This is a genomic window from Streptomyces sp. NPDC042002 (assembly GCF_055588305.1).
In genome coordinates, this window is the sequence record NZ_JBVJCT010000026.1 from 42,359 (window position 1) to 55,347 (window position 12,989).

The following is a 12,989-nucleotide window of genomic DNA, read 5'->3' on the forward strand; positions in this document are numbered from 1 at the left end:
CCGCTACTTGAGCGCCGCCAGGGCGATCCGCTGGGCGACCGGGTTCATCGACTCGCCCTTGGCGTCGGTGGAGTCGACCGAGTAGACGAGCGTGCGGGACAGGTTCCGGGTGGCCGCCACCACGGTGCTGTAGCCGTACCGGGCGCCCGACTTGAGCCAGTAGACCGTGCCCCCGTACTCGAAGCGCTGGAGTCCGGCGCTCATGTCGGCGCCCTCGATGCCCGGGGGCACGGTGAACATCTCCTCCAACTGCCGGGCCGGGACCAGGTCTCCCTTGAACAGGCGCGTGATCAGCCGCTCCAGGTCCACCGTCGTGGAGATCATGTCGCCGGCCGCCCAGCGGTCCGCCTGGTTCCAGTCGGTGACGTCCACGAACGCCGTCGTGCCGTCGGGCCGCGGTACCGCCTGGTAGCCGCGGTTGTGCGGCCCGTGGATGTACGGGTCGGTGCCGGGGAAGTAGGTGTGGCGCATCCCGGCGGGCCCGAGGATCCGCCGGGCCGCCTCGTGCGCGTACGTGTGGCCGGTCACCTTCTCGATCAGCATGCCGAGGATCGTGTAGTTGATGTTCAGGTAGTCCTGCCGGGTGCCCGGCGCGAACTCCGGTCCCTTAGCCACAGCGGACGCCACGACCTCGCGCGGTGTGAGAGTGTCGAAGCGGTGCGCGTACGCGTCCTCGAAGGCGTCGCCGAAGCCGTCACCGGACTGGATGCCACTCGTGTGGTTGAGCAACTGCCGTACGGTGATGGGCTCGAAGGCCGACGGCAGCAGCCCGGGGAGATACTTCTGCACGGGAGTCCCCAGCCCGACCCTGCCCTCGGCCGCGAGCTGGAGGACGACCGCCGCCGTGACGACCTTCGTGGTGGAACCGGCGCGGAAGCGGGCGTCCGGGTCGGCCGCGCGTCCGCTCTCCAGATCGTGCACCCCGGCGCTGCCGCGCCATGTGCCGTCGCTGCCTCCGATCCGTACGAGCGCCGCCGTCGCGTCCGCGTCCGGGAGTCCGGCCAGCGCGGAGCGCAGCGCGTCGGCGTCGGGGCCGCCGGCCGTCCGGGCCGACGCGGCGGCGGGGGAGGCGAACGCCGGAGCACCCAACGGTCCGGCCGCGAGGCCGAGGGCGAGGACGGCGACAAGGGCAACTGCTGGGCTGCGTGCGGGCATTGACGGCTCCTGAGGGGTGCGTGCCGGAAGAGGACACCGCTCATCCTCCGGCCGTGCGCGATCCTCCGGATCCTCATCAAGCAGGGCACCGTCCCCGGCATCCGAGCCGGGGTCGCCCCTAAGGGACGACGGTGACGCTCCCCGACCCGCACCCCGCGTCCGCCGCCGAACTGCGTCCGGCTCAGTCGCCGCGCAGAGCCGTCAGTGTTTCGACGCGGTTGGTCGTGATCGAGTCGACCCCCGCGTCCAGCAGCCGGCGCATGGAACGAATGGTGTCCGGGGTCCATGCGGAGACCAGGTAGCCGTCGCGGTGGACGCGGGCCGTGAGGTCCCGGTTCACCAGCGGGAAGCGGTAGTTGAGCCAGCGCGGCCGTACGGCTTCGAGCAACCCCGGGCGCGGTGGCGCCACGGTCGTCCACGTCAGGGCGATCTCCGCGGACGGGTCGGCGCCCCGCACCGCGAGCATGGCGGGGGCCGCGGCGCAGTAGTACACCCGTTCCTCGGCCCCGCACGCCCGCACCACGTCCACGACCTCGCGCGCGGCCCTCGCGTCCACCGATCCGGGCAGATCGACCATGACCCGGCCGTCGCCGGTCGCCCCGAGGGCCTCCGCCAGTGTCGGCACCCCGCCCGCCGTGAGCCCGCGCACCTCGTCGCCGGAGAGCGAGCGCAGCGGCCGGTCGTGTCCCCACAGACGTTTGAGGGTCTCGTCGTGCAGGAGTACGGGGACGCGGTCGCGGGTGAGCCGTACGTCGATCTCGACGGCGTCCGCGCCCCGGTGGAGCGCGGAACGCAACGAGTCGATCGTGTTCTCACGGGCGCGATAGGGGTCGCCGCGGTGGGCGACTGCGGTCACGGTGCGCATGGGCTCATTGTGCTGGGTCAGAGCGCGAGCCAGGTCGCGGCGTACGTGTCGATCTCCGCGGCGAGTTCCGCCTTCCCCGCCTCGTCGAGGAACGACGCCCGCACCGCGTTCTTGGCGAGCTCGGCGACGCCCGGCTCGTCGAGGCCGAGGAGGCGGGCGGTGACCGCGTACTCGGTGTTGAGGTCGGTGCCGAACATCGGCGGGTCGTCGGAGTTGACGGTGACCGTCACCCCCGCCGCCACGAACTCCTTGACGGGGTGTTCGTCGAGGGTGCGGACCGCGCGGGTGGCGATGTTCGAGGTCGGGCAGACCTCCAGCGGGATGCCTTGCTCGGCGAGGCGGTCGAGCAGCTTCGGGTCCCGCGCGGAACTCGTGCCGTGGCCGATGCGCTCTGCGCCGAGGAAGTTCAGCGCGTCCCAGACCGTCTCCGGGCCCGTCGTCTCACCGGCGTGCGGCACCGACCGCAGTCCCGCCGCGCGGGCCCGGTCGAAGTACGGCTTGAACTGCGGCCTCGGCACACCGACTTCGGGGCCGCCGAGCCCGAAGGAGACGAGCCCCTCCGGCCGCAGCCGGTCGTCGGTCGCGAGCCGCACGGTCTCCTCGGCCGCCTCCAGACCGGCCTCGCCCGGGATGTCGAAGCACCAGCGCAGGACGACACCGAGCTCGGACTCGGCGGCCTTGCGGGCGTCCTCGATCGCGTCCATGAAGGCGCGCTCGTCGATCCCGCGCCGCGTGGAGGACCACGGAGTGATCGTCAGCTCGGCGTAGCGCACCTGCTGGCGCGCCATGTCCCGGGCGACCTCGTACGTCAGCAGCCGTACGTCCTCGGGGGTGCGGATGAGGTCGACGACGGACAGATACACCTGGATGAAGTGGCCGAAGTCCGTGAACGTGAAGTAGTCCGCGAGCGCCTCGGGATCGGTCGGCACCCGGGAGTCGGGGTGGCGGGCGGCGAGGGCGGACACGATGCGCGGGGAGGCGGAGCCGACGTGGTGGACGTGCAGTTCGGCCTTGGGCAGCCCGGCGATGAAGGTGCGCAGGTCACGGGCGTCGTCGTGTGCGCTGATGTGGTCGGTCAACGGGTTCCTCCCCGGAACGGCGTCCCTTGACCGTGCGGGGCGGGACGCGGGTGATCGGCTGATCGATGGCTCGGGGATCATCGTAGGCGGCCCCCGCCGTCCGGGCCCGGTGTGTCCGGCGTGGCCCGTTGTCCGGCGGAGATCCCCTGGAGCCGCACGGGCCGTAGCATGACGGAACGACGAGAGAGGGGACCTCGCGCATGTCCGACGACGCCCAGAGGCCGATAGCCCCACGCGACACGGGCGCGTGGACTCCGCCGGGCGAGGCGAACCCGCCGTTCACGCCGAACGGGTCCCCGGTGGCGTCCGCCGCGCCGGATTCCGGCCCGGCGGACGCGATACCCGAAGCGGATCGCGTACCCGCCGTCGACCCGGACCACGAGGTACCTCTGTCGGACAGCGATCGGGGCAGGGATCGGGACAGCGTTCGGGACGCAGACCCGGGCGACGATCGGGACGGCGGTCCGGGTTCCGGGTTCGAGGAGCGCGCGCGGTGGGTGGATCGCGCGTTCGGTGACGGAGCGGAGCAGGGGGCGCCCGCGGCGGACGACGGTGTGTCAGGTGACGGGCCGAGGGGTTCCGTGCCCGCGCAGGGCACCGCGCCTTTCGCGGCTCCCGTTCCCGGCGCCCAGGTCTACCTCGGGAAGCGCGCCGTCGACCGGGAACCCGAGCGCGACCCCTGGGCGCCGCCCGAGGAGATCTCCTCGCCGGGGGGAACCGCACGGGGGAGTGCCACACCTCCTCCGGCGTACGGTCTGCCGACGATCACCTCGCTGCCCGGCGCGCCGGTCCCGCCCGGACCTGGAGGCATGGGCGGTCCCTCCTGGGACAACCCCTTCGCCCCGCCGGCGGCCCGCAGTCCCTACCCGCAGCCGGTTCCCGGTGAGCCCGTCCCCCCGCCGCCGATCGCGCCCGGCGGTCCGGGCCTCCCGTACGGCTACGGCTACGGCTACCCGCAGTACCCCGGCGCTCCCGCGGGGCCCGTCCATCCGGGCGCACCGGGCTACGGCTGGCCCCTGACGCAGCCCCCGCCGAGCAACGGTATGGGGACTGCCGCGCTCGTGCTGGGGATCATCGCGGTGGTCCTGTTCATCGTGTCGCCGTTGGCGATCTTGCTGGGCATCCTCGCCGTGATCTTCGGTCTGATCGGCCGGGCCAAGGCGCGCCGGGGCGAGGCCACGAACTCCGGGGTGGCGCTGGCGGGGGTCATCTGCGGAGCCGTCGGCATCGTGCTCGCTGTCGGTCTGTTCGTCCTTTTCATCTTCGTCGTTCCGGACGACGGGGGCAGCGGTGACCCGGGTGGCGACGACGGCTTCTCCACGTCCCTGGGGGTACACCAGCGGTAGCCCGCAGCCCCGCTGTACGTAGGCCGCCGCGCCGGAGGGCCACCGCACCAGAGGGCCGGCGGTCGTGTCAGTCCGCGGCCGGGGGTTCGTCGTCCGCGGCTGCCGGCCCGCGGCCTCCGGGGTGGCGCAGGGCGCAGAGGAATCCGACGGCGAGCGCGATGGCCATGCCGTAGAAGACCCACTGGTTGGCCTCGGCGAAGTCCGTCCGCACGCTCGCCATCACCTCGCGCATGGTCGACGCGGTGGCGCCGGTGCCGGTGGGCTGCCGGGCGTCGGAATTGCCCGTGACCGCCTGGGCGATCTCCTTGGCCACGCCGTGGGCCTCGTCCGACGAGAGGCCGTGGGACTGGAGCGTCGACACGACCTTGTCCGTCATCGTGTGGGTCAGGATGGTCCCGAAGACGGCCAGGCCCACACTCGCCGCGTAGTTGCGGACGGTCTGCGTGATGCCGGTGACCTCGCCGTACGACGCTCCGATGGACCGGTTGACGGCGTCCGTGGAGGCGGGCGCCAGGATGAAGCCGATGCCGGCGCCCGCGAGGGCGACGTACGGCCACTGGTCGCTCATGGACAGGTCGGTCAGCTTGTGGGCCCAGAGGGCGAAGCCGACCGCGCCCAGGACGGTGCCGATCTTCATGGCCGGCCGTGCGCCCTGTCTGTCCAGCATGCGGCCGCCCCATTGCGAGGCGATCGCGAAGCCGGCGAAGAAGTACAGCAGGTAGAGGGCCGCCTGGTTCGGTGAGGCGCTGAGGGAGACCTGCGCGTACACCGAGGCGAAGAAGAAGACCGGCACGAAGGCGAGCATGGCGAAGAAGAGCACCAGGGAGTCCACGGTGAACGCCTTGTCCTGGAAGACCGCCAGGTTGACCAGCGGGTGGCGCTTGTTCCGCTCGTAGCGCCAGAAGAGGACCAGGACGACGAGGCCGCCCGCGATGCAGCCCCAGGTCGCCGCGCTGTCCCAGCCCCAGGAGCCGGCCTGCTGGAAACCGAGCACGCTCAGGCCCATGCCCACCGCGATCAGGAGCGCCCCGACGCCGTCGAGCGACTCGTCGCGCCGCCTGTCGGGAATGTGCGCCATCACGGTCAGGACCAGGGCTACGACGGCGACGGGCACGTTGACCCAGAAGATCGCTCTCCAGGTCCACTCCGTGAGCCAGCCGCCCAGCAGCGGGCCGATGGCCGTGAGCGCGCCGGACAGCCCGAAGAACAGCGCCAGGGCCCGGCCGCGCCGCCGGACCGGGAACACGGCCACGACCACGGCGAGGGCCGCGGGGAAGAGGAGCGCGGCCCCCAGTCCCTGGGTCGCCCTGAAGATGATCAGCCAGGTCTGGGCGAAGTCTCCCTCGGGCACGCATCCGCAGAGCACCGACGAGATGACGAACACGAGGGTGCCGACGACGACGACACGGCGTGGGCCGAGCAGGTCGGCGAGGCGTCCGCCGAGGGCGAAGAACGCGGCCAGCGAGAGCAGATAGGCGTTCACCACCCATTGCATGCCGGAGGCCGACAGCCCCAGCTCGCGGACGATGTCCGGCGCCGCGATGGAGACGATCGTCTGGTCGATGAACGTCATCGCCACGGCGAAGAGCATCGCCGCGAGTGCCAGCGACTGACGCGGGGCGGGGACTGATGTCGGCACGGCCTTGTCCCGCGCCCCAGAGGTGCCACTCACACGGTCAGTGTCGGTTGATCAGGACGCCGACGCATCCGCAGACCGGCGCACCGGCCGCCTGCCTTCGCCGCCCCGCCAGGCCGTGAGCCGCGGACCGGCCCCGGACGGTGGCGGGAGGCCTGCCGGGGGAGCTCCGGCCGTACGCAATGCCGCCCGGCCGGAGTTCCACCGCCCGGGGTGGCATCGGGTGCGGCCGACCGGGCGGGCACCCCCCGGAGAGGAAAGCAGCGTCCCTGGGCGACGGCAGCGGCGCCCTCTGGGAAGGTCGTGGGCGTCGTCCGGGAAGGCGGCAGCGCCGTCCGGAAAAGGCGCGAGTGTCGGCCCCCGGTACCGGGCGTCCTCCGGGGCTACCGCAACCGCTCTCGTGCCTCCATCAGCGCGAAGCCCAGCAGGTTCGGGCCCCGCCAGCGGCGGGGGTCCGACGCGCCGTCGTCGTTCGCGGCGAGGCCGATGCCCCAGACCCGGTCCATCGGGCTCGCCTCGACCAGTACCCGGCCGCCCGTGCCCAGCAGGAACGTCCGCAGGCCGGGGTGGGCGGAGAACTTGTGGACGCTGCCCTCGACGACGATGTCGAACCGCTCGCGCTCCCATAGGGCGTCGTCGAAGCCGCGCACCAGCCGGCCGGCCTTCTTGGCGAGCGCGGGGCTCGGTGCGTCAATCGCCTGGCGCTCGGCCTCGGCGTCGCCGAAGAGGCGGGCCTTGGACGCCATCATCCAGTGCTCCGCCGTCGCGTAGGCGACTCCGTCGACCACGAAGGGCGACGGCCACCACTGGCTGAGACAGCTCGACCCCACCTGGCCGTCCGCCCTCGGGCGGTGCCCCCAGAAGTGCAGGTACTCCACCGGTGTCCCCGACTCCACGGCACTGACCAGTGCTTCCCGCGACTCGATCTTCCCCATGCACGCCACTGTGGCACGCACCACTGACATTCCGTCCCGCCTTTTCCAGGACGACTCGACACCTGGTCGAAGGATTCCGTCGCGTAACCAAAAGGCAACAACGGAATCACTTGTTGGAGTCCCTTTGCTCTGTCAGGATCGGCACTCAAATCGAGCTGGAGCTACGCCGACCCCCGTCTCGACGGGGAGGACGGCGGAGGAGAGCGACATGCACAATCCGGGCCATCGCTTCCAGGCGCAGGACCGCCTCGCGGACGGCGCGCAGTACATCGGGGGCCGTCTCACCAAGGGCACCTCCGGTCGTACGCACGCGGTCGTGAACCCCGCCACGGGCGAGGAGGTGTACACGTACGAGCTGGCGAGCACCGCCGACGTGGACGCGGCCGTCGCGGCCGCCCGCGCGGCGTTCCCCGGCTGGGCCGGCACCACCCCCGGGGAGCGTTCCGACGCGCTGCACCGCTTCGCCGCCGTACTCGCCGAGCGTGCCGAGGAGTTCGCCCAGGCCGAGTCGCTGCAGTGCGGAAAGCCGCTCAAGCTGACCCGCGAGTTCGACGTCCCGGGAACCATCGACAACACGGCGTTCTTCGCGGGCGCCGCCCGGCACCTCCAGGGCCAGTCGGCCGGTGAGTACTCCGGCGACCACACCTCGTACGTACGCCGCGAACCCATCGGCGTCGTCGGCTCCATCGCGCCCTGGAACTACCCGCTCCAGATGGCCGCCTGGAAGATCCTCCCGGCCGTCGCGGCCGGCAACACGATCGTGCTGAAGCCCGCCGAACTGACCCCGCTCACCTCCCTGTTGTTCGCCGAGGCGGCCACCCACGCGGGCATCCCGGACGGGGTCATCAACATCGTCACGGGTCTGGGCAAGGAGGCCGGTGAGCATCTGGTCGGGCACCCCGACGTCGCCATGACCTCCTTCACCGGGTCGACCGCCGTCGGCAGGCGCGTCGCCGAGATCGCCACCTCGACCGTCAAGCGCCTCCACCTGGAACTCGGCGGCAAGGCCCCCTTCCTCGTCTTCGACGACGCCGACCTGGAGGCCGCCGTGCACGGCGCGGTCGCCGGTTCGCTCATCAACACGGGCCAGGACTGCACGGCCGCCACGCGCGCGTACGTGCAACGGCCGCTCTACGAGGCGTTCGTGGAGCGCACCGGCGCCCTGATGGCGAGCGTCCGGGTGGGCGACCCCTTCGCGTCCGACACCGACCTCGGCCCGCTGATCTCGCACGCCCAGCGCGACCGCGTCGCCGGATTCGTCGACCGGGCCCGCGGCTACGCGCGCGTGGTCACCGGCGGCGAGGCCCCCCAGGGAGAGCTCAAGAGCGGCGCGTACTACGCGCCCACGCTCGTCGCCGACGCCGGGCAGGACAGCGAGATCGTGCAGGCCGAGATCTTCGGCCCGGTCCTCGTGGTGCTCCCCTTCGACACCGACGACGAGGGCATCGCGCTGGCCAACGACACACCGTACGGACTCGCCGCCTCCGCCTGGACCCGCGATGTCTACCGTGCGGGCCGCGCGACCCGCGAGATCAAGGCCGGCTGCGTCTGGGTCAACGATCACATTCCGATCATCAGCGAGATGCCGCACGGCGGTTACAAGGCGTCCGGTTTCGGCAAGGACATGTCCGCCTACTCCTTCGAGGAGTACACGCAGGTCAAGCACGTCATGTTCGACAACACCGCGGTCGCCAGGAAGGACTGGCACCGCACGGTCTTCGGGGACCGGCCGTAGCCGATCGACCGGCTACGGCCCTGTGGCACACCAGGCCGCGACCACGGCCGCGACCCTTCCGAAAGGGCATCAGAGCATGGAGCAGTACGAGCCCGAACGCCTGTCCCCGGTGCAACTGGCCGCCCTGCGGCGCAGCTTCCGGAACGGCAGGGCGTCCCTCACCCGCCGGTCACTGCTGCGCGCCTCGGCGGGCGGCGCGCTGGCCGTCGGCGGCCTCGGGGCGCTGAGCGCCTGCGGGATCCCCGCGGCCGGCAAGCCCCAGGGCAGCGTCTCGTCGGAGGACCACTCGGCCAAGGAGAAGACGATCAACTTCTCCAACTGGACCGAGTACATGGACGTCGACAAGAGCGAGAAGCACCACCCCACGCTCGACACGTTCACCAAGCGGACCGGCATCCAGGTCAAGTACACCGAGGACATCAACGACAACGTCGAGTTCTTCGGCAAGATCAAGCCGCAGCTCGCGGCGGGCCAGGACACCGGGCGCGACATGATCGTCGTCACCGACTGGCTGGCGGCCCGGCTGATCCGCTTCGGCTGGGTGCAGAAGCTGGACCCGTCGAACCTCCCGCACGCCTACACCAACCTGTCCGCCCAGTTCCGCAACCCGGACTGGGACCCCGGCCGCGCCTACTCCTACCCCTGGCAGGGGATCTCGACCGTCATCGCCTACAACAAGAAGGCGCTCGACGGGGTCGAGGTCAAGTCCGTCTCCGACCTGCTCGACAACCCCAAGCTCAAGGGGCGCGTCGGCTTCCTCTCGGAGATGCGCGACAGCATCGGCCTGACGCTGCTCGACATGGGCAAGGACCCGGCGAACTTCACGGACGACGACTTCGACGCCGCGATAGCCCGTATCCAGAAGGCCGTCGACAAGGGCCAGATCCGCCGCTTCACCGGCAACGACTACACGTCCGACCTCACCAAGGGCGACCTCGCGGCCTGTCTCGCCTGGGCCGGTGACGTCGTCCAGCTCAAGGCGGACAGCCCGGACGTCGACTTCATCATCCCGGACAGCGGCTATCTGACGTCCACGGACAACATGCTGGTCCCCAACAAGGCACGTCACAAGACGAACGCCGAGCGGCTCATGGACTACTACTACGAGCCCGAGCCGGCGGCGGAGCTCTCCGCCTACATCAACTACGTCTGCCCGGTCGACGGGGTGAAGCCCTACCTCGCGAAGATCGACAAGAACGCGGCGAACAACCCGCTGATCATTCCTGACAAGGCCATGGCCGCGAAGTCCCACGCCTTCCGCTCTTTGAGCTCGAAGGAAGAGACGGCCTACGAAGAGAAGTTCGCGAAGCTCACAGGGGCGTGACCACCATGACGAATGAAAACAGCGGCGACGTCCGCCTCTCCGGGATCAGCAAGACGTACGGCTCCTTCACGGCCGTGCACCCCCTCGACCTGACCGTGCCGCAGGGCTCGTTCTTCGCCCTCCTCGGGGCGTCGGGCTGCGGCAAGACCACCACCCTGCGGATGATCGCCGGCCTGGAGGAGCCCACCTCGGGCGTCGTCTCGCTCGGCGAGCAGGACGTGACGAACCTGCCGCCCTACAAGCGCCCGGTGAACACGGTCTTCCAGTCGTACGCACTCTTCCCGCACCTCGACATCTTCGAGAACGTCGCCTTCGGTCTGCGCCGGCGCGGCGTCAAGTCGGTGAAGAAGCAGGTCGAGGACATGCTCGACCTCGTACAGCTCGGTGAGCAGGCGCGCAAGAAACCGCACCAGCTCTCCGGTGGCCAGCAGCAGCGCGTCGCCGTGGCCCGCGCGCTGATCAACCACCCCAAGGTGCTGCTCCTCGACGAGCCGCTCGGCGCCCTCGACCTCAAGCTGCGCCGCCAGATGCAGCTCGAACTCAAGCGCATCCAGACCGAGGTCGGCATCACCTTCATCCACGTCACGCACGACCAGGAGGAGGCCATGACCATGGCCGACACCGTCGCCGTGATGAACGCGGGCCGGGTCGAGCAGCTCGGCGCGCCCGCCGACCTCTACGAGAACCCGAACACGACCTTCGTCGCCAACTTCCTCGGCACCTCCAACCTCATCGAGGCCGAGGTCGACTCCCGCAGCGGCGACGACATCGTGCTCAAGGCGGGCGGCGGCAAGCTGGTGCTCCCCGTGGCGCGCTGTTCCGCGACCGCCACGACCGGCGGCAAGGTCCTGGTCGGTGTCCGCCCGGAGAAGATCTCCCTCACGCACGCCGACGACGCGGGCGAGATACCCGCCGGCCGCAACCGGATCACCGGCAAGATCGCCGACTCCAGCTTCATCGGCGTCTCCACGCAGTACGTCATCGACAGCGCCGTCTGTCCCGAGTTCGAGGTCTACGCCCAGAACATCGACCGGGACTCCCGGCTGGTCCCCGGCGCGGACGTCGTCCTGCACTGGAGCCCGGCGCACACCTTCGGGCTCGACGGCGCCCAGGACATCGACGCGGGCGTCGAAACGGCCGAGGAGGAGGCCGCCTGATGGCCACCGTCACCGAGGTGGAGGCGCCACCGATCGCGCCGCGGCCCGCCGAGAAGCCGCCCAGAAAGCGTGGCCGCCTGGTCCCGTACTGGCTGCTGCTGCCCGGACTCCTGTGGCTCGTCGTCTTCTTCGCGCTGCCGATGATCTACCAGGCCTCCACGTCCGTGCAGACGGGCTCGCTGGAGGAGGGCTTCAAGGTCACCTGGCACTTCCAGACGTACTGGAACGCGCTCGCCGACTACTGGCCGCAGTTCCTGCGCTCCGTGCTCTACGCCGGCGCCGCCACGATCCTGTGTCTGGTACTCGGGTATCCGCTCGCGTATCTGATCGCGTTCCGGGCGGGCCGCTGGCGCAACCTGATCATGATCCTGGTGATCGCCCCGTTCTTCACCAGCTTCCTGATCCGCACGCTCGCCTGGAAGACGATCCTCGCGGACGGCGGCCCGGTCGTCGGCGCCCTGAACTCGCTGCACGTCCTGGACGTCACCAACTGGCTCGGCTTCACCGCCGGGGACCGCGTCCTCGCCACCCCGCTCGCGGTGGTCTGCGGACTCACGTACAACTTCCTGCCGTTCATGGTCCTGCCGCTCTACACCTCGCTGGAGCGGATCGACGGACGGCTGCACGAGGCGGCGGGCGACCTGTACGCGCGGCCGATCACCACCTTCCGCAAGGTGACGTTCCCGCTGTCGATGCCCGGCGTGGTCTCGGGAACGCTGCTGACGTTCATCCCCGCCAGCGGTGACTACGTGAACGCCGACCTGCTCGGCTCCACCGACACCCGGATGGTCGGCAACGTCATCCAGACCCAGTTCCTGCGGATTCTCGACTATCCGACGGCCGCGGCGCTCTCCTTCATTCTCATGGCCGCGATCCTCATCATGGTCACGCTCTACATCCGCAAGTCCGGGACGGAGGATCTGGTTTAAATGGCCTTCGTGAACTGGCTCAAGCGCCATCTCGTCGTCATCGCCGGCCTGGTGACACTCGGATTTCTGCTGCTGCCCAACATCGTCGTCACGGTGTTCTCCTTCAACAAACCGAAGGGGCGCTTCAATTACGAGTGGCAGCAGTTCTCGACGGACGCCTGGCGTGATCCGTGCGGGGTCGCCGACATGTGCGGCTCGCTCTCGATCAGCCTCCAGATCGCCGTCTGGGCGACGATCGGGGCCACCGTCCTCGGCACGATGATCGCCTTCGCGCTGGTCCGCTACCGCTTCCGCGCGCGCGGCGCCGTGAACTCGCTGATCTTCCTGCCGATGGCGATGCCCGAGGTCGTCATGGCCGCCTCGCTGCTCACCCTGTTCCTCAACATGGGCGCCCAGCTGGGCTTCTGGACGATCCTGATCGCCCACATCATGTTCTGCCTCAGCTTCGTCGTGACGGCCGTCAAGGCCCGTGTCATGTCGATGGACCCGCGGCTGGAACAGGCGGCCCAGGACCTCTACGCGGGACCCGCGCAGACCTTCCTGCGCGTCACCCTGCCCATCGCGGCCCCCGGAATCGCCGCGGGCGCGCTCCTTGCCTTCGCGCTCTCCTTCGACGATTTCATCATCACCAATTTCAACGCGGGTTCGACCGTCACGTTCCCCATGTTCGTCTGGGGTTCGGCACAGCGCGGAACACCCGTTCAGATCAATGTCATCGGTACGGCCATGTTCCTCGTCGCCGTACTGTTCGTCCTGGCCGGAATGGTTCTCGGCAATCGCCGGAACAGGCAAAAGGCATAACACCCGTCACCCTTGTTGGGAGTTGAA

General features: G+C 70.2%; 10 protein-coding genes and 1 pseudogene. 6 read left to right on the forward strand and 5 right to left on the reverse strand.

Going from position 1 to position 12,989, the window contains the following annotated elements; all coding sequences use genetic code 11:
- Positions 1 to 3 precede the first annotated feature (3 nt).
- The 3 genes and pseudogenes from ACZ6KY_RS29580 to ACZ6KY_RS29590 all read right to left on the reverse strand — a co-directional run bounded on the left by ACZ6KY_RS29580 (position 4) and on the right by ACZ6KY_RS29590 (position 3,154).
- Positions 4 to 1,155 carry a serine hydrolase domain-containing protein gene (locus ACZ6KY_RS29580; RefSeq protein ID WP_469313318.1) on the reverse strand — a complete coding sequence of 384 codons (1,152 nt, stop codon included), beginning with the start codon at positions 1,153 to 1,155 and terminating at the stop codon, positions 4 to 6.
- Between the two features lie 181 nt (positions 1,156 to 1,336).
- Complete coding sequence (locus ACZ6KY_RS29585; protein WP_469313319.1) at positions 1,337 to 2,020, reverse strand: glycerophosphodiester phosphodiesterase; 684 nt, start codon at positions 2,018 to 2,020, stop codon at positions 1,337 to 1,339.
- Positions 2,021 to 2,037: 17 nt separating this feature from the next.
- Positions 2,038 to 3,154, reverse strand: a pseudogene (locus ACZ6KY_RS29590) (adenosine deaminase).
- 442 nt (positions 3,155 to 3,596) lie between these two features.
- Between ACZ6KY_RS29590 and ACZ6KY_RS29595 the strand changes: the two are divergent.
- The gene (locus ACZ6KY_RS29595; RefSeq protein WP_469313320.1) at positions 3,597 to 4,445 is read left to right on the forward strand and encodes a DUF4190 domain-containing protein; all 849 of its coding nucleotides are present in this window, start codon (positions 3,597 to 3,599) and stop codon (positions 4,443 to 4,445) included.
- Between the two features lie 67 nt (positions 4,446 to 4,512).
- Here ACZ6KY_RS29595 and ACZ6KY_RS29600 read toward each other — a convergent pair whose 3' ends face one another.
- Positions 4,513 to 6,036, reverse strand: a complete 1,524-nt coding sequence (locus tag ACZ6KY_RS29600) for an MFS transporter (RefSeq protein ID WP_469313372.1) — start codon at positions 6,034 to 6,036, stop codon at positions 4,513 to 4,515.
- A 428-nt stretch (positions 6,037 to 6,464) separates the two neighbouring features.
- Complete coding sequence (locus ACZ6KY_RS29605) at positions 6,465 to 7,046, reverse strand: NADAR family protein (protein ID WP_469313321.1); 582 nt, start codon at positions 7,044 to 7,046, stop codon at positions 6,465 to 6,467.
- Positions 7,047 to 7,224: 178 nt separating this feature from the next.
- On the opposite strand from ACZ6KY_RS29605, the gene ACZ6KY_RS29610 reads away from it, so the two are divergent.
- From ACZ6KY_RS29610 to ACZ6KY_RS29630, 5 genes are all read left to right on the forward strand, one after another.
- A complete protein-coding gene (locus ACZ6KY_RS29610) occupies positions 7,225 to 8,751 on the forward strand; it encodes a gamma-aminobutyraldehyde dehydrogenase (protein ID WP_469313322.1) in 1,527 nt (508 codons plus the stop codon).
- Between the two features lie 76 nt (positions 8,752 to 8,827).
- Positions 8,828 to 10,075: a polyamine ABC transporter substrate-binding protein gene (locus ACZ6KY_RS29615; RefSeq protein WP_469313323.1), complete on the forward strand. Its 1,248-nt coding sequence runs from the start codon at positions 8,828 to 8,830 to the stop codon at positions 10,073 to 10,075.
- A 5-nt stretch (positions 10,076 to 10,080) separates the two neighbouring features.
- Positions 10,081 to 11,232 carry an ABC transporter ATP-binding protein gene (locus ACZ6KY_RS29620; protein WP_469313324.1) on the forward strand — a complete coding sequence of 384 codons (1,152 nt, stop codon included), beginning with the start codon at positions 10,081 to 10,083 and terminating at the stop codon, positions 11,230 to 11,232.
- Positions 11,232 to 12,161, forward strand: a complete 930-nt coding sequence (locus ACZ6KY_RS29625) for an ABC transporter permease (protein ID WP_469313325.1) — start codon at positions 11,232 to 11,234, stop codon at positions 12,159 to 12,161. Before ACZ6KY_RS29620 ends, ACZ6KY_RS29625 begins: the two co-directional genes overlap by 1 nt.
- Positions 12,162 to 12,962 carry an ABC transporter permease gene (locus ACZ6KY_RS29630; RefSeq protein ID WP_469313326.1) on the forward strand — a complete coding sequence of 267 codons (801 nt, stop codon included), beginning with the start codon at positions 12,162 to 12,164 and terminating at the stop codon, positions 12,960 to 12,962.
- Positions 12,963 to 12,989: the final 27 nt, after the last annotated feature.